We start from the raw sequence: 24180 nt of genomic DNA on the forward strand, positions 1-24180 counted from the left end.
CTCCATTATGCGTGTCCGCGCTCGCGCCACCAGGCGATAAGCTGCAGGTAGTTATCCCGGATGCGCGCCACCAGCTGCGCATCGTCAATATCGTGCTTCAGCCACGCGCGGGAGGCATCGCCAAACAGCGTGCGCCCCACGGCGAAGCCTTTCACCAGCGTCTGCCCCGCTGCGGCTTTAAAGTCGGCGCGCAGCTGTTCCGCCGGGGCGTCCAGACCGAGGATCACCACCCCGCGGCAGTGCGGGTCCCGACGTTCGATAATCTCGCTCAGCGCCGTCCAGCCGTCGGCGGAGAGCGGCGGCAGCTTCCACCAGTCCGGGTAAATGCCGAGGTTGTAGAAGCGGGAGATGGCGCGCAGGTAGAGCTCGTCGCTGCGCGGCATGCTGGCGGGCAGGATCACCTCCAGCAGCAGCTCGTGCCCGGACCGGCAGCAGGCGTGGTAGACCTCGGCGATTTTCTGCTCCTGCTCCAGGCGCAGGCCGTGGGCGTCTTCCGGGTGGAAGAAGACCAGGCACTTCACCACGTGCTCCTGCGGCCAGCTGATAAGCTGGGTGCCGATGTTGCCATGTTCCATCTCCAGCGGACGCGACCCCGGCAGCTCGATGGGGCGACCAATCCACCACCCTTCCCCGGTGATGGCGTTCAGCGCGTCCTGACCAAAGGTGCCGTCGCACAGCAGACCGGCTTTACCCTCCAGCCCGGCACGGCTCGCCGCCTCGCGGCTGGCCTGCAGGATCAGCTGCTTCAGCGCCGGAATGCGCTTAAGCGACGCGCCGCACTGCAGCGCCATATCCTCAAGCTGGCTGCGGTGGTCGAAGGCCATCACGCACAGCTCCGGCCACTCGCGGCGGCGGGTGGTCACCCGGTGGAGGTGGTTAAGACGCGGGTCGAGATCCGGGCGCGGCACGTTCGCAGCGCGGGAGAGATAGTCATCCAGCTCGATTTTGCTCGGCATCGCCGGGGCGCAGCCGTGGCGCGAGACCACCAGCGCGCCGCAGGCGTTGGCATAGCGGCACGCCTGCTCCCAGCCCTCATCGTTCAGGTAGCCGCGCAGCAGGCCGGACATAAACGCGTCCCCCGCCCCGAGGACGTTCAGCACCTCCACGCGCACGCCGGTCACCGTCAGGCCGTCGTCCAGCCGGGGCGGAATGGCGTCGGTGTAGACCGAGCAGCCGAGCGCACCGCGTTTGCAGACCAGCGTAGCTTCACTGACTGAGCGCACCTGCCCCAGCGCCTGCAGGGTCTCCGTGCTGCCGCCCGCAATGTGAAACTCCTCTTCGGTGCCGACAATGACGTCAAAGAGGTGCAGCACCTCCTGCAGCTCGCGGGTGACCTTATCGGCGGCGATAAAGCGCGTTTCACCGTCGCCTAAGGAGGTCAGCCCCCACAGCACCGGACGGTAGTCGATGTCCAGCACCGTGCGCACGCCGTGACGGCGGGCATAGCCCAGCGCCGTCAGCACCGCCTCGCGGGTCTGAGGATGAGAAAGGTGAGTCCCGGTGATGGCAAGACAACGTGCGGAGGCAATGTAGCTTTCGTCCACATCGCTGGCGGTAATCGCCATATCCGCGCAGTTATCGCGATAAAAAATAAGAGGAAAGGTGTCCCGGTCTTTAATGCCGAGTAGCACCAGCGCCGTGAGGCGGTCTTTATCGGTGATCAGATGGCTGGTATCGCAGCCCACCTGGTTGAGCTCTTCGCGCAGGAAGCGGCCCATATGTTCATCGCCGACGCGCGCCAGCATCGACGAACGTAAACCCTGACGCGCGGTGCCGTACGCCACGTTGCCCGACGACCCGCCGAGATATTTGGCGAAGCTCGACGCGTCCTCCAGACGGGCACCAATCTGCTGGCTGTAGAGGTCTACCGCCACGCGGCCCATGCATATCACATCAAACTGCTTTTCCACGTTGATACCTCATCAGACAATGTCGTTCACGTTCAGCCAGCGGCCTTCCCGGTGCGAGAGCGCGATCGCGTCCAGCACGCGCGACACCTTCCAGCCCTCTTCGAAGTCCGGCCACATCGGCGCGTCGGCGGCAATCCCGTCCACCAGATCGCGCACCTCCACCGTTTTTTGATCGTTAAAGCCTATCCCGTGGCCTGCTCCCATGCAGAACGCGGCGTAGTCCGGGTGTGCAGGGCCGACGAGTAAGGTGCGGAATCCCTGACGATTAACCGGATCGTCATGCAGATAGAGCTTCAGCTCCGCCATGCGCTCCTGGGTGAAGCTGATGGCGCCTTTCGTCCCGGTAATGACGTACGACAGCCCCATCTTGCGGCCGCAGGCAACGCGGGATGTTTCAATCACGCCCTGCGCCCCGCCCGCGAAGCGCACCATCGCGTGGGCCTGATCCTCGTTTTCGACGGCAACCATGTCCGACGAGCCGGCCTTCGCCGGGCGCTCCGGGACCACGATCTTCAGGTCGCCGCAGACCTGCTCAATCTCCCCGACCAGGTACTGGGCCATGTTGACGATATGCGCCGCGAGGTCGCCCAGCGCCCCCAGCCCGGCGGTCTCTTTAAAGCAGTGCCAGTGAATGGGCGAGCGCGGGTCGGCCATATAGTCTTCGTTGTGGGTGCCGTAGAAGTGGATCACCTCGCCAATCTCGCCGCGGGCGATAATCTCCTTCGCCAGCTGCGCCGTCGGGTTTTTCATGTAGTTGAACCCCACCAGCGTTTTCACCCCGGCCCGCTTCGCGGCGTCGACCATCTCCCGTGCGTCGTGGGCGTTCAGCGCCAGCGGCTTCTCCGAGTAGACGTGCTTGCCGTGGCGGATCGCCTCCAGCGCCATCTCTTTATGCAGATGGTTGGGCGAGCAAATATCCACCACGTCAATCGCCGGGTCGGCCACCAGCGCCCGCCAGTCGCCGGTGGAGCGGTTGAAGCCAAACGCCTGCGCACGCGCTGCCGCCAGCTCCGGCGTGACTTCCGCCACCATCTCGCGCACCAGCCTGCCGCGCAGGTTGAACACCGTCGGGGCCTGGGCATAGGCGATAGCGTGCGCCTTGCCGATATACCCGGTGCCAATCAATCCAATACGAACCTCTTTCATCGTGATCCTCACAGTGCGCCGCGACGGCTCTTGGCGTAGGTATCAAACGCCACCGCCAGAACGATAATTAATCCGGTGATAATCTGCTGGTAGTAGGCCGAGACGTTCATCAGCACCAGGCCGTTAATCAGAATCCCCATGATGATGGAGCCGATAATGGTGCCGCCGATGCGCCCGTAGCCGCCCATCAGCGAGGTGCCGCCAATCACCACCGAGGCAATGACGCGCAGTTCAAAGGAGATCCCGGCCACCGCCTCAGCGCTCCCCAGACGCGCGCTCAGAATGAAGCCCGCCAGCCCCGCCAGGCAGCCAATCAGCACGTAGACGCTGACCAGCACGCGCTTGACGTTCACCCCCGCCAGGCGCGCTGCCTCCGGGTTACCGCCGATGGCGTAGACGAAGCGGCCCCAGCGGGTTTTATGCAGCGCCAGATAGCCGCCGAGGGCGACGATGGCGAAGATCCAGATCGGAATGGAGATGCCGAGCAGCTCCCCGCGCCCCCACCAGCGGTAGCCCTGATCGAAACCGGCAATCGGCGCGCCGTCGTTGATCACCAGCGTCAGGCCGCGCCAGATGGTCATCCCGCCGAGGGTCACGATGAACGGCGGCAGGCGCAGGCGGGTCACGCCCAGGCCGTGCAGGAAGCCAATCGCCGTGCCCATCGCCAAACAAATCCCCAGCCCGATCAGCCAGCTCATGCCGCCCCAGGCGTTCGGATCGACGGTGGTGAAGTTGTCGCCCTTAATCACGTACGCCGCGGTCATGGCGCACACCGCCAGAATGGAGCCCACGGAGAGGTCAATCCCGGCGGTCAGGATGACAAAGGTCATCCCCACGGCCATGATCCCGTAGATGGAAACTTCGGTCAGGATGTTGAAAATATTGCGTTCAGAGAAAAAGTTGCTGTTCTGCGACTGGAAGAAGATCAGCAGCAGGATCATGAAAATCAGTACCCCGAAGCGCTCGAAGAAGGCGATGGGATCGATGCGTCCGGCGCGTTTGACCGGGGCCTGCGTTTTAGAAATCATCTGCGTCATGAGAAACTCCGTTATGCCGCGTTCAGGGCGTTGTGGTTGATGGCCATCATCGTCATCAGCCGTTCTTCGTTAGCGTCGTCACCGTGGATCTCGCCGGTCACCCGGCCTTCGCTGAGGGTGATGATCCGGTCTGACACCGCCATCACTTCAGGCAGATCGGAGGAGATCACGATCACCGCCACGCCCTTTTTCGCCATGTCAAACAGCACCTGGTGCACTTCCGATTTGGTCCCCACGTCGATGCCGCGCGTCGGCTCATCGACGATCAGCACCCGCGGGTTGAGCGCCATGCAGCGCGCGAGGATCACCTTTTGCTGGTTACCGCCGGAGAGCTTGCGCACCTCCTGCGCGCTGTTGACCATTTTGATCTGCAGCGCTTTGCGGTAGGACTCGATCAGATCGTCCTCTTTGCGGGTGTTCACGAACCAGCGCCACTGCAGCAGCGAGGAGAGGCAGGAGAGCGACAGGTTGTCGCGAATCGACAGTCCCAGCACCGCCCCCTCTTTTTTGCGGTCTTCCGGTACCAGCGCCACACCCTGGTCGAGCGCATACAGCGGGTCGCGCGGCTGGTACGGTACGCCGTCCAGCTCAAAGCTCCCGGCGGTAAACGCGTCCGCGCCAAACAGGCAGCGCGCCACCTCGGTGCGCCCGGCGCCCACCAGCCCGGCAATGCCTAAGACCTCCCCGGCGTGGACGTGGAAGCTGATGTCGTGCAGGGCGATGCCGTGCGGATTCAGCGGCGGCTTTTCGCGGCTCAGCCCCTTCACCGCCAGGCGGACGGGTTTGTCCTCATGATGCGTTTCGCTGGCGGGACGACGGTTAAAGGCCACGTCGCGCCCGACCATCAGGCGGATGAGCTGTTCGACGTTGGTCTCCGCCACCGCGCCGGTGCCGGTGAAACGGCCGTCCTGGAAAACGGTGAAGCGATCGCAGAGCTGGAAAACTTCGTGCAGACGGTGGGTAACGTAAATAATGCTCACGCCACGGTTTTTAAGCTCGCGCACCACGCGGTGCAGGCTTTCCACCTCGCTGTCGCTCAGCGCGGCGGAAGGTTCGTCCATAATGATGAGCCGGGCGTTGAGTGTCAGCGCCCGGGCGATCTCCACCATCTGCTGCTGGGCAACGCTCAGGCGGGCGACAGGCGTGGTCGGCGCAACGTTCAGCTGCAGGTAATCGAGAATGACCTGCGCCTCCTGGTTTACCGCCTTTTCGTCGACGATCAGGTTACGTTTACGCGGCTCGCGCCCGAGAAACATGTTTTCCGCGACGGTCATGTTGGGCAGCAGGTTGAATTCCTGATAGATGGTGATAATGCCCTTGTTCTGCCGTTCCACCGGGGAGTCGTCCACCGGCAGCGTTTCGCCGTTGAACCAGATCTCCCCGCGGGTTTGCGGCTGCGCCCCCGCAAGCGCCTTCAGCAGCGTGGATTTACCCGCCCCGTTTTCCCCCAGCAGGGCGTGGATCTCGCCCGCGCCGACGGTCAACTGGGCGCTGCTTAACGCCCAGACGCCGGAAAAGCTTTTTGCCAGGTCGGTCACTTTCAGTAAGGGTTGCGACATCGGTCTGCTCCTCCTTTAGAGTGAGCCGCCGCGCCAGCGGCGGCTGCGGATAAATCAGTTACCGGCCTCACCGATACGCTCAGCCTGCTGCAGGTTTTCTTTGGTGATCAGCGTCGGCGGGTAGTCGGCACCGGTGATGGCTTTTTTCTCGCGCACGTTGGCCACCAGCTGGCTCATCGCCGTCTGCACCGCAAAGCCCGGACGCTGGTCCGCCGTTACCGCCAGCCAGCCATCGCGCACGCGGGCCAGCGCTTCTGGCACCGCATCAAAGCCGGTGACCAGAATTTCGCCCGGCTTCACGCCCTGGCTCTGCAGGGCTTCAATCGCCCCCAGCGCCATGTCGTCGTTGGCGGAGAGGATTACCTGCGGACGTTTCGGCAGCGAGGGCAGCACGCTTTCCACGATGCGCATCCCTTCAGAACGCATCCAGTTGCCGGTCTGATCGGCGACGATCTTGTATTTATCGCCACCCGCCTTCAGGCTGTCGCGGATCCCTTTGGTGCGTTCGATGTTGGAGGAGGAGCCCGGCTGGCCGGTCAGCAGAATGATGTCCGCCCCGTCGGGGAATTTGGTTTTGACGAAGTCGCCAATCGCCTGGCCGCCCTTGTAGTTGTTGGCGCCAAAGTGCGGCACCTTCTTCTGGCTGTCGACGGAGCGGTCAAGGGTGACCACCGGCAGCTTCGCATCCTGAATTTCATCCACCGCGCTGGAGACCGCGTTCACGTCGTTCGGGGAGACGATAAAGCCCTGCGCCCCGCGGGTGATGGCGTTTTCCAGGTCAGCCACCTGCTTCGGCGAGCTGCCCTGCCCGTCCAGCACCTGAAGCTTCACGCCCATCTCTTTTGCGGCTTTCACCGCCGTGCGCTGCATGTGAACTTCAAACGGCATGGCCAGGTTTGGCGTACTGAAAACAATTTGCTCGTTTTCGGCGAGGGCGGCCCCGGACGTCATGGCGATGAGGGCGGCTACGATCAGTTTTTTCATTATTATGTCTCTCTGTGTAGGGTTGTTGTGTTTAGAGGACGATCTCGCGCTGGGTACGCAACGACTCCAGCGCTTTATCCGCAAGGTACAGCGCACGTTCACCATCATCGCCGCTGCAGTCAGGTACCGCTTCGCCGCGCAGGACCGCAACAAAGTGTTCCCATTCCGCGGCGTAAGCGGATTTGTAGCGCTGCAGGAAGAAGTGTTCCGGCAGCGCGCTGGTGCAGCCCTGTTTGCCGTAGTGCTGCACCTGGTTTTCCAGAATGTTGCCCGCGCACAGCAGCCCTTCGGAGCCGTGCAGCTCCAGGCGCTGGTCGTAACCGTAAGATGAACGGCGGCTGTTAACGATGGTCGCCATCGCGCCGGAAGCGTATTTCAGAACGATAAACGCGGTATCGATGTCCCCCGCCTCGCCAATCGCCGGATCGACCAGGTTGCTGCCCTGGGCATACACCGACACCGGCTCTTCGCCCATGATGAAGCGGGCCATGTCAAAGTCGTGAATGGTCATATCGCGGAACATGCCGCCGGAGACGCGCACGTACTCCGCAGGCGGTGGAGACGGGTCGCGGGAGATGATGAGCAGCGATTCCGGCTTGCCGATGCGCCCGGCCTGCACGTCGGTTTTCACGCGGCGGAACTGCGGGTCAAAGCGGCGGTTAAAGCCGATAAACAGCGGCACGTCGTACTCTTTGACCACCTTCAGGCAGTCGCGCACGCGGGCGAGGTCAAGGTGGACCGGCTTTTCGCAGAAGATGGCCTTGCCGTGGCGGGCGGCCATTTCAATCAGGTCGGCGTGGGTATCGGTCGCGGAGGCGATCAGCACGGCGTGAACGTTAGGGTCGGTCATCGCCTCCTCCAGGCTCTGCTGGCGGGCCTGATACTGCGCGGCGAGGCGGGTGGCAAATTCCTGATTCGGGTCAACCACGGACCAGAGCGTGGTCGCGCCGTGGCTGGCGATGTTAGCTGCATGTACCTGGCCAATTCGGCCAGCGCCCAGTAAAGCAATGTTAAACATAACGGCTCCCGGTGTTGGTGAATGCTGTGAACTAACGACCCTATAAATAAAACATTTATTTCATTTTTATAAATAGTGAAAGTTATGTTTTTGAGTGTGGGTTAACACTTTTGAGATGAATGAGATAAATTTTGTTATCAATCTCACAACATGGGAGGACATACAGCAGCTCCCCTCACCCCGGCCCTCTCCCCAAAGGGGCGAGGGAGAAAAGAGTGCACCACACCATACCCTCTCCCCTTTGGGGAGAGGGTTAGGGTGAGGGGAAAATGAAATGAAAATTTCGTTACGGCGGAAAATCTTAATACTGACGGGCTTTTTTCACCTGCGCCTGCGTTTGCTCCGCGGCTTCACGCACGGCAGACGATTCCGCCACCTGCGCATCACCGGTTCGCCACCAGGAGGCGTAGTCGTGGGTCATGGTCTTCGGCAGCACCTTGATGTCCAGCAGCGTCGGGCCCGGATGGGCACGTGACGCTTCCAGCGCCGCCAGCAGGGTTTGCTCGTCGTGCACCCGCCAGGCGCGGCAGCCGTAGCTCTCCGCGTTTTGCGCAAAATCGACCTTCACCAGCGGCCCGTCAAGCCGTCCGGTTTCCGGGTTGCGATGGCGGTTTTCCGTGCCAAAGCTGCCCATACCGTGCCCCATCTGCAGGTTGTTAATGCAGCCGAAGCTGGCGTTATCAAACAGCAGAACGGTGATCTTAATCCCCTCCTGCACAGCGGTTTGCAGCTCGGAGTGCAGCATCATGTAGGAGCCATCCCCCACCATGGCATAAACCGGCTGCTCGGGTCGGGCAAGCTTCGCGCCGATGGCTGCCGCAATCTCGTAGCCCATGCAGGAGTAGCCGTACTCCAGGTGATAGCTGTCCGGCGTTTTGACCTGCCAGAGGCGCTGTAAATCCCCTGGCAGCGAACCGGCCGCGCCCACCACGATGGCGTTATCTTCAATATGCTGATTGATCAGCCCCAGTACCCGCGTCTGGGTCAGGCGGGTGTTGAGCGTCTCGCCGTACTCCGCCAGCTGCGCGTCCAGGTGCCCCGCCACTTCAGGGGCGTCGTCCGGACGCCACTGGCGATCCCACAGGCGACGGCACTCGTCGCGCCAGGCGGATTTCGCCTCAGCGATCGCCTCTCCCCAGCCGCTGCGGTAATCACCGAGCGCGTGGGTCAATGCCTGGAGCCCGGTTTGAGCGTCGGCAATCAGCGCCGTGGCGTCCAGCTTCAGGGCGTCAAACTCGGCCACGTTCAGCAGCAGAAATTCGACGTCCGGATGGGAAAAGAGCGCCTTGGAGCCGGTGGTAAAGTCGGTCAGGCGCGTGCCGATACCAATCACCAGGTCAGCCTGCGGCGCGAGCTGGTTGGCCGCCATTCCGCCCGTCACCCCTACGCCACCGAGGTTAAGTGGGTGGTCACTTACCAGCGCCCCCTTTCCGGCCTGGGTTTCGGCAAACGGCAGTTGCAGCGTCTCGACAAAATCGCGAAACGCCTCATGTGCGCCGGAATAGCGCACCCCGCCGCCGCACACCACCAGCGGACGACGCTTGCGGGCGATCAGCGCCCGCGCCTGCGCCAGACGCTGCGGATCGGGCGGACGACGCTCGATGTGGTGCACGCGACGCGCGAAGAAGCTTAGCGGGTAATCCCACGCTTCCCCCTGCACGTCCTGCGGCAGGCAAATCGTCACCGCACCGGTATCAGCCGGGTCAGTAAGCGTTCGCATCGCGCTGAGCATCGCGCTCATCAGCTGCTCGGGACGGTTGATGCGGTCCCAGTAGCGGGAGACCGGATGGAAGCAGTCGTTGGTGCTGATGCTGAGATCGTGATACTGCTCAATCTGCTGCAGCACCGGGTCCGGCTGGCGGCTGGCGTAGATATCGCCCGGAAGCAGCAGCAGCGGAATACGGTTCGCCGTGGCGGTTGCCGCCGCCGTGACCATATTGGCGGCGCCCGGCCCGACGGAGGAGGTGACGGCAAAGATGCGCTGACGGCGGTGCTGTTTGGCGAATCCCGTCGCCATGTGGGCGATGCCCTGCTCGTTGCAGCCCTGCATCACCTGCAGATGGCCGGGATCCTGCTCCAGCGCCTGGCCGATACCCAGCACGTTGCCGTGTCCAAAGATGGTGGCGACGCCCTCCACGAAGGGCATCTCGTGACCATCCACGCTAACGTACTGTTGATTAAGGAACCGGACCAGCGCCTGGGCCATGGTCATACGTTCGGTTTGCATAACGCCTCCTGTCAGCCCAGCGTCGGCATGGAGAACGCAGCGCCTGTCTCCTGCTGCATTTCCGGCCAGCGCGCGGTGATGGTTTTCATTCGGGTGTAGAAACGCACACCGTCGTTGCCGTGGACGTTGAGCGCCCCGAAGATGGAGCGCTTCCAGCCGCCGAAACTGTGGAATGCCATCGGCACCGGGATCGGCACGTTGACGCCCACCATGCCCGCCTGCACCTCTTCGCAGAAGCGGCGCGCGCAGCCGCCGTCGCGGGTAAAAATCGCCGAGCCATTACCATATTCATGGCGGTTAATCAGGTCCACCGCGCTGGCGTAATCTGCTACGCGCACCACAGAAAGCACCGGGCCGAAAATTTCTTCTTTATAGATGGTCATCTCCGGGGTGACGTTATCGAACAGCGTCGGCCCGACGAAGTAGCCCTGCTCGTGGCCCTTCACTCTGAAGCCGCGGCCGTCCACGCGCAGTTTCGCTCCCTGCGCTTCCCCGCTGTCGATGTAGCCCAGCACCTTGCTGCGGTGCGCGGAGGAGATGAGCGGCCCCATTTCGTTTTCCGGCGTCTGGTCGAGCCCCGGTCCGACGCGCAGCGCGGCAATCTGTTTCTCCAGCCGGGCGCAGAGTTCATCGGCGGTTTTATCCCCCACCGCCAGCACTACCGAGAGCGCCATGCAGCGTTCCCCCGCCGCGCCGTAGGCCGCGCCCATGATGGCGTTGGTCGCCATCTCCATGTCGGCGTCCGGCATCAGGATGCAGTGGTTTTTCGCGCCGCCCAGCGCCTGACAGCGCTTGCCGTGGGCGGACGCGGTCTGGTAAATGTATTCCGCAATCGGCGTGGAGCCGACAAAGCTCACCGCCTGCACGCGCGGGTCGGTCAGAAGCACGTCAACGGACTCTTTATCGCCCTGCACCACGTTGAACACGCCGTCGGGCAGACCTGCCTCTTTCAGCAATTGCGCCAGCGCAAGCGCCAGAGAAGGGTCTTTTTCCGACGGCTTCAGCACGAAGGTGTTGCCGGTCGCCAGCGCAATCGGGAACATCCACATCGGCACCATCGCCGGAAAGTTAAACGGCGTGATCCCGGCGCAGACCCCGAGCGGCTGCATCAGCGAGTGGCTGTCGACGCCGGTCCCGACGTTCGCCGAGTGTTCGCCCTTTTGCAGATGCGGAATACCACAGGCAAACTCCACCACTTCCAGGCCGCGGGTCAGTTCACCCACCGCGTCGGAGAAGACCTTGCCGTGCTCTTCGCTGATGAGGCGAGCCAGGCGATCCATGTTCTCTTCCAGCAGCGCCTTGAAGCGGAACATCACGCGCGCGCGCTTAAGCGGAGCATGACGCGCCCACGCAGGAAACGCCTGCTGCGCGGCGGCAATCGCCTGCTCCGTTTCCTGCGCCGTACTCATCACCACCTGGCGGATCTGCTCGCCGGTGGCCGGGTTGAAGATCGCCTGAACGCGCTGGCCTGAACCGGTGACACATTCGCCGTGAATAAAATTCGCTACCGTCTCCATCCTTAACCTCTCGCTGTTGATACGTGACTGTGACCTGAACACTGTGTACTGAACACTATATATGAAACAAATATTCCATTTTAAGTTGAAATAAAATAAATGATGATTATTGTGATCAAGGATGGATTTTTATGTTAACAGCCAGCACCACTGACGCAGCGTGCGCTATTAAGGAATTTCGGGCGAGGAAATGACTGAAGCTTCTGTTTCATTTTTGCTGCCAGATGGATGGCCGACATTTAAAAGACGCGGTTTTGCGTTTAGAATCATAAGACTGTATTTGGGGGAAAAGATGACGACAGCAACCAGCCTGAACGAACTGCAGCAGCAAATCCGCGATCGCTACGATAGCCTGAGCAAGAGGCTGCAGCAGGTCTCCCGCTACGTGCTGGACAATACCAACAGCGTGGCCTTTGATACGGTTGCCGTCATTGCCGAGCGCGCCGACGTGCCGCCCTCGACGCTGATCCGCTTTGCCAACGCCTTTGACTTCACCGGCTTCAACGAAATGAAACAGCTGTTTCGCATGAACCTGGTGGAGGAGACCGCCAGCTACAGCGACCGCGCCCGACTGTTCCGCGAGATGGAGAGCGAGGCCGTGCCAGAAACGCCGCTCGATATCCTGCAGGAGTTTGCCCGCTCGAACGCCCAGGCACTGCAGCAGCTGGCCGCCCGCGCCGAGCCGGAAATGCTGGAGCGCGCGGTACAGCTATTGGCTGACGCCGACACCATCTACATCGCCGGACTGCGCCGCTCCTTTAGCGTTGCCGCGTATCTGACCTACGCCCTGAGTCATCTGGAGTGCCGCCCGATTCTGCTCGACGGCATGGGCGGCATGCTGCGCGAGCAGATCAGCCGCATTAAAGCGCGCGACATTGTGGTGTCGATCAGCTTCTCGCCGTACGCGGAAGAGACGGTGATGGTCAGCGAAACCGCCGCCAGCGTCGGCGCGCGGCAGATTGTGATTACGGACAGCCAGATAAGCCCCCTGGCGACGTTCAGCGATCTCTGCTTTGTGGTGAAAGAGGCGCAGGTGGACGCGTTCCGGTCTCAGTCGGCAACGCTGTGCCTGGTGCAGTCGCTGGTGGTGGCGCTGGCGTATCGGTTAGGTGGCGGGGAGAAATAGCCCCAATGCAGTTTAATGGGCCGGGTAAGGCATAGCCGATACCCGACCACCTGAAGAGCATCAGCCAGACATTAACGGCTCCTTATCTCGGGGCAATCAGAATAACTGACGGAAGAGAGGGAATTCAGACGTTGCCCCGTAATCTGTAACACCCGCAGTAAAAGCATAATGCCGCGGCGGGTATCAGGATCGTTAAGCATGGTGAACACCTGCCGAAGCGAAATATCCCCTTCCCGGTTAATTTGCTCTCCCCACGCCATGCGTAGCGCGGTTCCCCCTTCCCAGCCGACGGTCACGACATCTTCAAAAACGCCAGCCAGTTTTTCGACCATCGCGCTATCGGCCATTTCCAGCAGGTCTGCGACGACGGCGAGCAGATCAACCAGATTATTCAGGCGATTGCCCGCCATAAGTGGGGCAAGGCTTTTTAGTATCTGTTCCTGGTCACTCATCAGAACATCCCCCTCACGACGCCCCAATACAATCCACGGTTAAAACCGTTTCGCAGCATGCCGCCGAGTTTAGTCGCCGGCATGGGGGTCACGTCATTGCGATAGTCATATACCAACGGCATGCCAGCCCAGAGCCCCATCTGCGCGACGGCCTGAACCCGTCCATCATAATGGTTACCGCTTCCGGGCGGTCTGCCGTACAGCTCCGCCACAATGTTGTCAGCAATGATGGGCGCCTGGTTGTGGCACGACCCTCCCGCTTTACTGATCGGGAGGTCAACGGTATCGCCGATCACATACACGCCTTCTAAGCCGTAGACGCCGAGCGTCTGGTGATCCGTCGGCAGCCAGCCTTCACCGTTCTGAACCTCACTCAGTCCCGTATTACGCACCGCTTCAACCGCCCTGATGGGAGGCGTTGCCATCAGGATGTCGAAGTTCTGTGAATCGCCCTCGGCGGAATAGGCAATTTTGCTGTCAGGATCGACATGGCTTAAGGTAAAACCACGCTGATGCTGTATTCCTTTGGCAGCAAAAATATCGCCCAGCGCCTCCCCCACCGGACGCTGCAGGAACAGACAGTTTCGCAATAATTGCGCGACGGTCGGATAGGTATAAACAATCTCAACCTGATTACGCACCCCACGCTGGCGCAGATAGTCGTCAACCATCAGCGTAGTTTCAATGGGGGCAATGCCGCACTGGTGGGGAACATTCGGTGTTTCAGGAAAAGAGACGGTAATAAATATTCGCCCCTTTTTGATGGTGGCGAGCTTATGCGCTAGCTGTCTTGCCGCCGCATATTGATAAAAATGGTCGCCCGCTTCGGCAAGGCCAGGGATTTTTTGGGGGAAAGGCGTGCAGCCCGTTGCGATAACCAGCAGGTCCCAGTCGTAATATCGTTTACTGGCACCGTACAGCCGACGCTGCTTAAAATCGAAAGATTCAATCCTGTCGGTAATAAATTGAATTTCAGGACTCAGTAACTGCCGTTCAGGCCGGGCCAGTTCATGGTGATGGAAGAGGTTAAAGGCGACGTACATAAAGGCGGGTTTGTAGTAGTGCACCGGTGATTCGGAAATCAGTACCAGCTCTACCTGACCGGCAGCAATTTCACGTCGTAATTTCCTGGCCAGAAGGTTGGCGACAATTGTTCCTCCCGTGCCGCCGCCGACAATCATTATGCGGTTTTTCATTCCTTTATTCGCTCATGGTAGTGAATGGGAATTCACGTAACCAGACCGCTTCACTGTTACGCTCAGCTAAAGCGTAGTAACAGAGAAATATTCCGCAACATAACCCTTCACGAGAAATTTAATTTTGATAACCACATCATTATTTATAAAATATACTGCAAAATATAATTTATATCCCCGGAACGTAGCCTTTCACTGTGGTTTGTTTTCGTCACCATTATTCGCCAAAGAGCAGCTTTGTGTACTTTTTAGATACCGCCCCTGAGCGCTGTCCGTTCGCGCCATAATAGCGATCTTCACGGCACAGTCGCTCCTTCACATCGCAGAAAATACCGTTGGCAAAGGTAAATTCAGTCAGATCGACATTGCTCGACGTGAACACCTCGTTTGCAGCAGCCTTCTTACCGAGATACGTCTCTGTCAAATCGCGGGATAATCCCTTGTCATTGGCGCATACATATCGGTCGCAGAGCACGCCCGATACTGGCGACTTGAGCCTGGCGGGGGTCCTGGCCTGGGCGGACATGGCGGACACGGCCAGCAGCGCGGCCACAGAGCATGCGAGTACTGATTTGTTCAAGATGATAATCTCCGTTGGTTAATGAGTGTCGGCTTTACGCCGGGCGCGGTGGAACCATCATGAGGGTGAAAAATCCTGGAGGGTTCTGAGTTTCAACAGGAAATGCCCCGTTTGGCTTTTTGTTGACTTAAACAGTCGTCGAAAGTTCGGCTCGGAGGCAATTGTAAGGGCCCTATTCAGGTGAGTCATGCAGTTTTAAAGAGCTGAACTACTATGCTGTAAACGGAGTGGGCTTGTGGGGCGGGTTAGGTCTGGTGTGAGCGAGGAGCGGACATGCGGAAGCATGGGCTATGTATGAAAGATAATAACGAAGTAACTAAACTCTGTTATTGCGGTGATGAAGTCGAATGTGATTGAAAGCATTCGGTGCCGAAAACTCGCGAGCTAGGTATTGGGCTGAGAGTACCTATAAGGGTATAGCTTATTCTACATGACACTAGAAATCGAATTCGTAGCATCTTGTACAATAATTGCAGCATTTAATAAAATCGCACACACATCACACTTTTAAGCGTTCCCCGAGCATCGATTCAAGGAATATGTTAATGAGGTAACTCCCTTTTTATCTAAACACAGCTAAAATATGAAACTAATTCGCATTGATATTCAAAATTTTAGAGGCATATCTTCTGCTTCAATCAATCTTGAGAATTTTACAACTTTAATTGGTTCAAATAACATTGGAAAATCGACAATACTTAAAGCAATTAAAATTCTTGTTGATACGACCAACCCCACCTCTGAAGATTGGCCATTCCGTACAGCAAGTAATGATGAGATGATCATCACCGGTACGTTTTATGATATTCAAGACTCTGAAAGATCGAAGCCCGCAATATCTAATTTAATTCATGATGGTGAATTAAAAATTCGAGTCAGGACCAAATGGGATTATGATAATGAATGTATGGGCGTTCCTTCTTATGAAGCTTATTATAATAAAGAAAGCATAGAAGATTTCACGACATCAATTGTTGCAGCAAGATCTATTCCATGGCTTTTTGATATTATTCGCGAACTTAATTGCAATAACAGCAAAGCTTACAAAGAAATGCAAAATGATGTTATTGGCATAATTAAAGAACGACACCCTGAAAAAGTCACATCTGATTTGTGCTGGACGTCAGATGGTATTAATTTTAAAAATAGCTTACAACAAGCATTACCACACGTTCTATACATCCCTGCATGTTTTAAAATTGAGGATGATCTTAAATCTCAAAAAGGCACTCCGTTTGGGTTTTTATTTTCAAATAGAGTATACCCTGTTTTACAGGCTGATTCATCATTCGAACAATATACATCCTCACTTGACCAGCTACATAAAAAAATGAAAGGTGAATTGGATGGCGAACTTATCGAAGGACTTCAGGAGTTAATGGAATCAATTACTGATTCTCTTAACCAAGTTATGGATCTGAAATCCAAAGTAAAATTGAGCCTCACTGATATAGATATTAATGCTGCATTGATGAAAGCAGCGACGTTAGTTATTGAAGATAAATTAGAAACTCAACTTGAGTATCAGGGAAGTGGGGTTCAAAGGGCTCTGGCATATGCACTTTTAGAATCTAATGCATTGTTCGAAGTGACTGAATCTCAAAGGTCTACTATAATTTTATACGAAGAACCAGAGTTATACATCCATCCGCATTTAATGAGATTATTAAGAGATAAACTTAGAGATAAATCTTCAAATTCCTCTTATCAAGTTATCGTCAGTACTCACTCACCTTTTTTAATTGATATCGCTGAAAATCCATCATCCCTAAAACTCATAAAAGATAATAATGAGGGAAAAAGGACGGTACATGAAATTGATGATTCAATTTTTCATGTAGGTGAAGAATATGATGAAAGGGAAATGCTTAGAGCGGCATTAGATTTTCACCCGACGGTATGTGAAGCATTTTTTGCCAAGCGAGTTGTTGTTGTGGAAGGTGACACCGAAGTTGCCATACTTAGATTTTCATCTGAGTTATGCGACAAATTAGGGATAAGTAAGGATTTAATTAAAGATACAACTATAGTCTCCGCAGGAGGAAAGTGGACGATACTAGCTATAGCAAGAATTTTATCCAAACTGAGTATACCTTTCAAAGTTGTCCATGACACCGACCGCAAAGGAATGACAGAAGAGCAAATTGCAAATATTTCTGCTATTAATGCTTTCCGAGCAAATGACAAAATTAGAGATATCGTTGGTGATGCTAATGTATTTCGTGTAAATGACACATTTGAACATCTGCTATGGGACCCTGTGATTGATGGCAATGCTCCATCTGAAGGTGGAAAACCCTTCAACGCCTGGAAAAGGGTTCGCTCTTATATTGATGGTTCTATTGCTTTAAACCCAATCTGCGAGGGTAAACTACGATCTGTTCTTCAATTTATTTACGAATAATGGTCGATACAGTTATCGCATGCCGGTATTTTTACCGGCATGCACTGTAGCAATATTCTCAGTACTCGAAAGTTTTTTATCTGAGCACTTAAGCAGCATGATGAGAATGGATAGTTTTATGAGCAGGTGTAAGTATCTCAGCAAAAAGAACCATCAACTTTTAGAGAGTCTCTGGAACTCCAACTTCCGCTGTTGGCACAGAGCAGATACAGAATCATGATGTCTGCTGTGAGCGAGGTGCGAACGCTGACCTTTCATCTTTGTACAATTTACACTCTGGCCTGATCTGACGTATGTATCATAGATACAGGAACTCACTAGCATGATCGGAGATTGCATATGCTGATATATAACGTTTTTGGACGGCATATTGGCGTTCAACGTAAGCATGATCGGTGGCTGGTATTTCGTGCTGACCTGACGGAGAGAAAGTTTTCTCGACTCTATGACATCGCTATTCCTGACGATATGACTGAAGGCGAGATTGCCGGCTGGCTGGGTGACATTTTCCATGAATCCGCAACCGATCGTCATCCAAATGTGGAACGCATCGAATAAGGATTTAATGGATAGCATTACGTTGCGCCCGCACCTGGCACTCACCTGACATGATGTTGCCAGCCATGGCCCAAAAAAAGCCCGCAATCCGCGGGCTTAGAGATAATTTAGAACCTGTTAGTACCAGACGTTTCCGGTTGGGAAATCATTCCCACTCAATCGTAGCCGGTGGCTTACCGCTGATGTCATACACCACGCGGGAAATGCCGTTCACTTCATTGATGATGCGGTTAGACACACGTCCCAGGAAGTCATACGGCAGGTGCGCCCAGTGCGCGGTCATGAAGTCGATGGTTTCCACCGCACGCAGGGAAACAACCCAGTCGTACTTGCGGCCATCGCCCATTACGCCGACGGAGCGAACCGGCAGGAACACGGTGAACGCCTGGCTGACTTTGTTGTACAGGTCAGCTTTGTGCAGCTCTTCGATGAAGATCGCGTCCGCACGACGCAGCAGGTCGCAGTACTCTTTCTTCACTTCACCCAGCACGCGCACGCCCAGACCCGGGCCCGGGAACGGGTGACGGTAGAGCATGTCGTACGGCAGACCCAGTTCCAGACCGATCTTACGCACTTCGTCTTTGAACAGCTCGCGCAGCGGTTCAACCAGACCCATCTTCATCTCTTTCGGCAGGCCGCCCACGTTGTGGTGAGATTTGATGACGTGCGCTTTGCCGGTGGCGGATGCGGCAGACTCGATGACGTCAGGGTAGATGGTGCCCTGCGCCAGCCACTTCACGTCGTCCAGCTTCAGCGCTTCTTCGTCGAACACTTCCACGAACACGCGGCCGATGATCTTACGTTTTGCTTCCGGATCGTTCTCGCCTTTCAGCGCGTCCAGGAAGCGCTGCTCGCCTTCCACGTGAACGATGTTCAGACCGAAGTGGTCACCGAACATGTCCATAACCTGCTGGGCTTCGTTCAGGCGCAGCAGGCCGTTGTCCACAAAGACGCAGGTAAGGTTTTTACCGATGGCGCGGTGCAGCAGCATCGCGGTCACGGAGGAGTCCACGCCGCCGGAGAGGCCGAGGATCACTTTGTCATCGCCAACCTGCTGGCGGATACGCTCAACGGCGTCGTCGATAATTTTTGCCGGGGTCCACAGGGCTTCACACTGGCAGATGTCGCGCACGAAGCGCTCCAGCATGCGCATACCCTGACGGGTGTGGGTTACTTCCGGGTGGAACTGCACGCCGTAGAAGCGTTTTTCTTCGTTCGCCATGATGGCAAACGGGCAGCTCTCGGTGCTGGCAACGGTGACGAAGTCAGACGGGATAGCGGTGACTTTGTCGCCGTGGCTCATCCATACGTCCAGCAGCGGTTTGCCGTCTGCGGTCAGGGAGTCTTCGATACCGCGCACCAGCGCGCTGTCGTTAACCACTTCAACCTGCGCATAGCCGAACTCGCGCTCGCTGGAGCCTTCTACGTGACCACCCAGCTGCATGGCCATGGTCTGCATGCCGTAGCAGACGCCGAATACCGGCACGCCAGCTTCGAACACGTACTGCGGCGCGCGCGGGCTGTTCTCTTCGGTGGTGCTTTCCGGGCCGCCGGACAGGATTATGCCGCTTGGATTGAATTCGCGAATCTGTGCTTCCGTGACATCCCACGCCCACAGCTCACAGTAAACGCCCAGTTCACGTACGCGACGCGCCACCAGCTGAGTGTACTGAGAACCGAAGTCCAGGATGAGAATGCGATGTTTATGAATGTTTTCCGTCATTGACGCTAATTCCGAGGCAAGTGAAACAAAAACAGAGCGCCCGGCAGAAGCCGGGCGCGGAAACTTATCAGGAGCCCAGACGGTAGTTCGGGGACTCTTTGGTGATCGTCACGTCGTGAACGTGGCTCTCCTGGATACCCGCACCGCTGATGCGTACGAATTCCGCTTTAGTACGCAGCAGGTCAATGGTACCACAGCCGGTCAGACCCATACAGGAGCGCAGGCCGCCCATCTGCTGGTGAATGATCTCTTTCAGACGGCCTTTATAGGCAACGCGACCTTCGATACCTTCCGGTACCAGTTTGTCAGCGGCGTTATCGGTCTGGAAGTAACGGTCAGATGAACCTTTGGACATCGCGCCCAGGGAGCCCATGCCGCGGTAGGATTTGTAAGAACGGCCCTGGTAGAGTTCGATTTCGCCCGGGGATTCTTCGGTACCGGCCAGCATGGAGCCTACCATCACGGCAGCGGCGCCAGCGGCGATGGCTTTAGCGATGTCGCCAGAGAAGCGGATACCGCCGTCGGCGATAACCGGAATACCGGTGCCTTCCAGCGCTTCAACCGCGTCAGACACCGCGGTGATCTGTGGAACGCCCACGCCAGTCACGATACGCGTGGTACAGATGGAGCCAGGGCCGATACCCACTTTCACCGCGCTGCAGCCAGCGTCAGCCAGCGCGCGAGCGCCTGCGCCAGTGGCCACGTTGCCGCCGATGATCTGCAGGTCAGGGTATTTGGCACGGGTATCACGAATACGTTGCAGAACGCCTTCGGAGTGGCCGTGAGAGGAGTCAATCAGCAGGACGTCAACGCCCGCAGCAACCAGCGCGTCAACGCGCTCTTCGTTACCGGCACCTGCGCCAACCGCAGCACCGACGCGCAGACGGCCATGCTCGTCTTTACAGGCGTTCGGTTTACGTTCTGCTTTCTGGAAATCTTTAACGGTGATCATGCCGCGCAGGTGGAAGTTGCTGTCAACAACCAGCGCTTTTTCAACGCGTTTTTCGTGCATTTTTGCCAGCACCACGTCGCGGGTTTCACCTTCGCGAACGGTAACCAGACGCTCTTTTGGCGTCATGTACACGCTGACAGGCTGGTTCAGGTCAGTCACGAAACGCACGTCTCGACCGGTGATGATACCGACCAGCTCGTTCTCCTCGGTCACAACCGGGTAACCGGCGAAGCCGTTACGTTCGGTCAGGGCCTTCACTTCGTGCAGCGTGGTGGTTGGCAGAACGGTCTGTGGATCGGACACGATACCGGATTCATGTTTCTTCACGCGGCGAACTTCTTCCGCCTGACGTTCGATAGACATGTTTTTGTGAATAAAGCCAATGCCACCTTCCTGTGCCAGGGCAATAGCCAGGCGCGCTTCAGTCACGGTGTCCATTGCCGCAGAGAGCATAGGAATGTTCAGGCGAATGGTTTTCGTCAACTGCGTGCTGAGATCGGCAGTATTCGGCAGAACGGTGGAGTGAGCGGGAACGAGGAGGACGTCGTCAAACGTCAGTGCTTCTTTAGCGATACGTAGCATGGGCAATATCTCTGACCTGGGTGGTTAAATATTGCCGTGGCATTATACAGAGCGTAACCGATTGCATCCACACTTTTTTAAAAAAAATGCTTGCGCTCACCTCTCAGCAGGTTACTATCGACTGAATAACTTGCTGATTTAGAATTTGATCCCGCTCACATGTTATCCTCTCAATCCCCCTCAATTTATACCGTCAGCCGCCTGAATCAGACGGTGCGTTTGCTGCTTGAGCAGGAAATGGGGCAGGTCTGGATCAGCGGTGAGATCTCTAACTTCACGCAGCCCTCCTCCGGCCACTGGTACTTTACCTTAAAAGACGATACCGCCCAGGTGCGCTGCGCAATGTTCCGCAACAGCAACCGCCGCGTGACGTTCCGCCCTCAGCACGGCCAGCAGGTTCTGGTGCGTGCCAATATCACCCTGTATGAGCCGCGCGGCGACTATCAGATTATCGTCGAAAGCATGCAGCCTGCGGGTGAAGGCCTGCTGCAGCAGAAGTATGAACAGTTAAAAGCCAGGCTCTCTGCCGAGGGGCTGTTCGATCAGCAGTACAAAAAGACGCTGCCCTCGCCTGCCCACTGCGTAGGTGTCATCACCTCGAAAACCGGTGCAGCACTGCACGATATTTTGCACGTACTCAAGCGTCGCGACCCTTCCCTGCCCATCATCATTTACCCGACCGCCGTGCAGGGTGACGATGCGCCGGGCCAGATTGTGCGCGCCATTGAGCTGGCGAACGCCCGTCAGGAGTGCGACGTATTAATCGTCGGGCGCGGTGGTGGCTCGCTGGAAGACCTGTGGAGCTTTAACGACGAGCGCGTGGCGCGGGCAATCTTTGCCAGCCTTATCCCCGTGGTGAGCGCCGTCGGCCACGAAACGGACGTGACGATAGCCGATTTTGTCGCGGATCTGCGCGCGCCTACGCCGTCCGCGGCGGCGGAAGTGGTCAGCCGAAACCAGCTGGAGCTGCTGCGTCAGATTCAGAACGGCCAGCAGCGTCTTGAGATGGCGATGGACTACTTCCTTGCCAACCGTACCCGCCGCTTTACCCAGCTTCATCACCGTCTTCAGCAGCAGCACCCGCAGCTGCGTCTGGCGCGTCAGCAGACCGTGCTGGAGCGCCTGCGCCAGCGCATGAACGTGGCGGTGGACGCGCAGCTTAAGCGCGCGGTGTCGCGCCAGCAGCGCGTGACGCAGCGCCTGAACCAGCAGAACCCGCAGCCGAAAATTTATCGCGCGCAAACGCGGATCCAGCAGCTGGAGTATCGTCTGGCAGAGACTCTCCGCGCCCGACTGAGCACCACCCGCGAACGTTTTGGCAATGCGGTGACCCACCTTGAAGCGGTCAGCCCCCTCTCCACGCTGGCGCGCGGCTATAGCGTGACGACGGCGACGGACGGCAAGGTGCTCAAGCAGACCAAACAGGTAAATACCGGCGATGTGCTGACGACGCGTCTTTCCGACGGCTGGGTAGAAAGCGAAGTTAAATCAATTAAACCGGCGAAAAAGACGCGTCAGCGTAAAACCGGATAATTCTTCGCCAGTTACTTACTATACTGCTGCTATTCCCTTTTTTAATAAGGAGAGCAGCATGCCCCATCTTTATAGCGTTATTCCCCCTTATATTCTTCGTCGTATTATCGAAAGCGGTTCCGAGCCGCAGCAGCGCTGTGCCCGCCAGACCTTAACCCACGTCCAGACGCTGATGGCCCATATGCCGGGCAAACCCGCCGCGCCGCACGTGAATAAAGCCGGACAGCTGGAGCGCGATATTTACGACGCGAAGCAGACCCAGGAGCTGCCGGGTACGCAGGTGCGTTACGAAGGCCAGCCGTCGAACGGCGATGTAGCGGTGGATGAAGCTTACGATTATTTGGGTATTACCCATGATTTCTTCTGGAAAGAGTATCAGCGCAATTCGCTCGATAACAAAGGGCTTATTTTAACCGGCACCGTTCACTACGGTCGGGAATATCAGAATGCCTTCTGGAACGGTCAGCAGATGGTATTTGGCGACGGCGACGGGGAAATATTTAACCGCTTTACCATCGCCATCGACGTGGTGGCGCACGAGCTGAGCCACGGCGTGACCGAGACCGAAGCCGGGCTTATCTACTTTGAGCAGTCCGGCGCGCTGAACGAGTCGCTGTCGGACGTGTTTGGCTCCCTGGTGAAGCAGTACCATCTGAAGCAAACCGCCGATAAAGCTGACTGGCTGATTGGTGAAGGGCTGCTGGCGAAAGGGATCAACGGTAAAGGGCTGCGCTCAATGTCTGAACCCGGCACCGCCTACAACGATCCGCTGCTCGGCAAAGACCCGCAGCCTGCGCACATGAAAGATTTCATTAAAACGCGCGAGGATAACGGCGGCGTTCATCTGAACTCCGGCATCCCCAACCGGGCATTTTATCTGGCCGCGACGGCGATCGGCGGCTACGCCTGGAAAAAAGCGGGTTATGCCTGGTACGACACGGTTTGCGATCGCAATCTGGCGCAGGATGCGGATTTTGAGGCCTTCGCAAAACTGACGATCGCGCATGGAGAGAAACGCTCCGGCGGCGACGTTGGGGCGGCCATTAAACAAGCCTGGGAACAGGTGGGAGTGTTGTAAATGCAGGTTCCGGAACTGACGGATGACGCCGTGGTTGAGCTGGCCCGGGAAGGCGGCGTCGCTTATATTCCTAAGCTGAGCGGCCAGCGCACAATCGCGCTCTCCTCGCTCAATGAGGCCCAGCGCCAGCGTCTGGTGAGCATCCTGGAGCAGGCCTTTCCGCGCGGTCAGCCGCCAGGACAGGCCTCGTCACCCGGCAGCGGCGACCAGCGCTATTTCCGCATCCAGATTATCTGGACCGGGCAAAATCAGGCGCACTACGCCGATATCATCGTGCTGGTGCCGGAGCAGGAAGCGCCCGAGTCGCTGGTCGAGCTGTGGAAGAAAGGCGAAGGCTGCGTGTGCGATTAACCTTCGGCCCGAACAAACTCCACGCGTTTTTTGGAGATAAGACCGTGGCCGTTCTGGCAGAAATAATCCACCGCCCCGCAGGCTTTTAAGACCTGGAGTGGCTGATGGCACTCCGGGCAGCGGGCTTCAAGCGCAATATCCTTATTACAGCTCTCGCAGTGTGCCACCCCGTTCACGGGCTCAAGCGGTGCCTGGCAATGCGGGCAGGTAATCGTCATGGTGACTCCTTCAAAGCGTTGAGGTCTGC

The 24180-nt window shown here is 57.4% G+C and carries 20 protein-coding genes; 6 read left to right on the plus strand and 14 right to left on the minus strand.

All coding sequences use genetic code 11. The annotated features are described in order from the left end of the window. Positions 1-5: 5 nt before the first annotated feature. The 8 genes from AC4IC4_RS16985 to AC4IC4_RS17020 form a co-directional block, all read right to left on the minus strand. Positions 6-1910, minus strand: a complete 1905-nt coding sequence (locus AC4IC4_RS16985; RefSeq protein ID WP_290093629.1) for a bifunctional 5-dehydro-2-deoxygluconokinase/5-dehydro-2-deoxyphosphogluconate aldolase — start codon at positions 1908-1910, stop codon at positions 6-8. Positions 1911-1922: 12 nt separating this feature from the next. Next, the gene (locus tag AC4IC4_RS16990) at positions 1923-3056 is read right to left on the minus strand and encodes a Gfo/Idh/MocA family protein (RefSeq protein ID WP_032646810.1); all 1134 of its coding nucleotides are present in this window, start codon (positions 3054-3056) and stop codon (positions 1923-1925) included. Between the two features lie 8 nt (positions 3057-3064). Then, positions 3065-4093 carry an ABC transporter permease gene (locus tag AC4IC4_RS16995; RefSeq protein ID WP_008502116.1) on the minus strand — a complete coding sequence of 343 codons (1029 nt, stop codon included), beginning with the start codon at positions 4091-4093 and terminating at the stop codon, positions 3065-3067. Positions 4094-4104: 11 nt separating this feature from the next. Then, positions 4105-5652 carry a sugar ABC transporter ATP-binding protein gene (locus AC4IC4_RS17000; RefSeq protein WP_491471566.1) on the minus strand — a complete coding sequence of 516 codons (1548 nt, stop codon included), beginning with the start codon at positions 5650-5652 and terminating at the stop codon, positions 4105-4107. 54 nt (positions 5653-5706) lie between these two features. Beyond that, on the minus strand, positions 5707-6636 hold the full coding sequence (locus AC4IC4_RS17005; protein ID WP_219366342.1) for a substrate-binding domain-containing protein: 930 nt from the start codon (positions 6634-6636) through the stop codon (positions 5707-5709). Between the two features lie 31 nt (positions 6637-6667). Beyond that, positions 6668-7654: an inositol 2-dehydrogenase gene (gene iolG / locus AC4IC4_RS17010; RefSeq protein ID WP_032646814.1), complete on the minus strand. Its 987-nt coding sequence runs from the start codon at positions 7652-7654 to the stop codon at positions 6668-6670. Positions 7655-7955: 301 nt separating this feature from the next. Beyond that, positions 7956-9881: a 3D-(3,5/4)-trihydroxycyclohexane-1,2-dione acylhydrolase (decyclizing) gene (gene iolD / locus AC4IC4_RS17015; protein WP_473713465.1), complete on the minus strand. Its 1926-nt coding sequence runs from the start codon at positions 9879-9881 to the stop codon at positions 7956-7958. A gap of 11 nt (positions 9882-9892) precedes the next feature. Beyond that, positions 9893-11398, minus strand: coding sequence for a CoA-acylating methylmalonate-semialdehyde dehydrogenase (locus tag AC4IC4_RS17020; RefSeq protein WP_491471567.1), 1506 nt, complete (start codon positions 11396-11398; stop codon positions 9893-9895). A gap of 292 nt (positions 11399-11690) precedes the next feature. Between AC4IC4_RS17020 and AC4IC4_RS17025 the strand changes: the two genes are divergently transcribed. Then, on the plus strand, positions 11691-12524 hold the full coding sequence (locus AC4IC4_RS17025; protein ID WP_023338648.1) for a MurR/RpiR family transcriptional regulator: 834 nt from the start codon (positions 11691-11693) through the stop codon (positions 12522-12524). Between the two features lie 71 nt (positions 12525-12595). On the opposite strand, the gene AC4IC4_RS17030 is transcribed toward AC4IC4_RS17025, so the two are convergent. The 3 genes from AC4IC4_RS17030 to AC4IC4_RS17040 all read right to left on the minus strand — a co-directional run bounded on the left by AC4IC4_RS17030 (position 12596) and on the right by AC4IC4_RS17040 (position 14752). Next, on the minus strand, positions 12596-12976 hold the full coding sequence (locus AC4IC4_RS17030; RefSeq protein WP_248273273.1) for a helical membrane plugin domain-containing protein: 381 nt from the start codon (positions 12974-12976) through the stop codon (positions 12596-12598). Then, positions 12976-14172: an NAD(P)/FAD-dependent oxidoreductase gene (locus tag AC4IC4_RS17035; RefSeq protein WP_491471568.1), complete on the minus strand. Its 1197-nt coding sequence runs from the start codon at positions 14170-14172 to the stop codon at positions 12976-12978. Before AC4IC4_RS17035 ends, AC4IC4_RS17030 begins: the two co-directional genes overlap by 1 nt. A 217-nt stretch (positions 14173-14389) precedes the next feature. Continuing rightward, entirely contained in the window at positions 14390-14752 is a 363-nt protein-coding gene (locus AC4IC4_RS17040) for a YcgJ family protein (RefSeq protein ID WP_491471569.1), read from the minus strand. Positions 14753-15335: 583 nt separating this feature from the next. Here AC4IC4_RS17040 and AC4IC4_RS17045 point away from each other — a divergent pair. Together AC4IC4_RS17045 and AC4IC4_RS17050 are read left to right on the plus strand one after the other, a co-directional pair. Continuing rightward, a complete protein-coding gene (locus tag AC4IC4_RS17045; RefSeq protein ID WP_491471570.1) occupies positions 15336-17156 on the plus strand; it encodes an ATP-dependent nuclease in 1821 nt (606 codons plus the stop codon). Between the two features lie 339 nt (positions 17157-17495). Continuing rightward, a complete protein-coding gene (locus AC4IC4_RS17050; protein WP_045908562.1) occupies positions 17496-17714 on the plus strand; it encodes a DUF7661 family protein in 219 nt (72 codons plus the stop codon). Between the two features lie 145 nt (positions 17715-17859). On the opposite strand, the gene guaA is transcribed toward AC4IC4_RS17050, so the two are convergent. Together guaA and guaB are read right to left on the minus strand one after the other, a co-directional pair. Further along, positions 17860-19437 carry a glutamine-hydrolyzing GMP synthase gene (gene guaA, locus AC4IC4_RS17055; protein WP_008502126.1) on the minus strand — a complete coding sequence of 526 codons (1578 nt, stop codon included), beginning with the start codon at positions 19435-19437 and terminating at the stop codon, positions 17860-17862. 67 nt (positions 19438-19504) lie between these two features. Further along, positions 19505-20971, minus strand: coding sequence for an IMP dehydrogenase (guaB, locus tag AC4IC4_RS17060; protein ID WP_008502128.1), 1467 nt, complete (start codon positions 20969-20971; stop codon positions 19505-19507). 159 nt (positions 20972-21130) lie between these two features. Here guaB and xseA point away from each other — a divergent pair, with 159 nt between their 5' ends. The 3 genes from xseA to AC4IC4_RS17075 are packed head-to-tail and all read left to right on the plus strand — an operon-like array spanning position 21131 to position 23933. Beyond that, the gene (xseA, locus tag AC4IC4_RS17065; RefSeq protein WP_491471571.1) at positions 21131-22504 is read left to right on the plus strand and encodes an exodeoxyribonuclease VII large subunit; all 1374 of its coding nucleotides are present in this window, start codon (positions 21131-21133) and stop codon (positions 22502-22504) included. Positions 22505-22562: 58 nt separating this feature from the next. Continuing rightward, a complete protein-coding gene (locus tag AC4IC4_RS17070) occupies positions 22563-23582 on the plus strand; it encodes a M4 family metallopeptidase (protein ID WP_491471572.1) in 1020 nt (339 codons plus the stop codon). After that, entirely contained in the window at positions 23583-23933 is a 351-nt protein-coding gene (locus tag AC4IC4_RS17075) for a protealysin inhibitor emfourin (RefSeq protein ID WP_021241848.1), read from the plus strand. Here the strand turns inward: AC4IC4_RS17075 and AC4IC4_RS17080 are convergent. Next, positions 23930-24151: a zinc ribbon domain-containing protein gene (locus AC4IC4_RS17080; RefSeq protein WP_491471573.1), complete on the minus strand. Its 222-nt coding sequence runs from the start codon at positions 24149-24151 to the stop codon at positions 23930-23932. The genes AC4IC4_RS17075 and AC4IC4_RS17080 overlap by 4 nt on opposite strands. Positions 24152-24180: the final 29 nt, after the last annotated feature.

The sequence above is a fragment of the Enterobacter sp. Taxon_2 genome, from assembly GCF_058355295.1.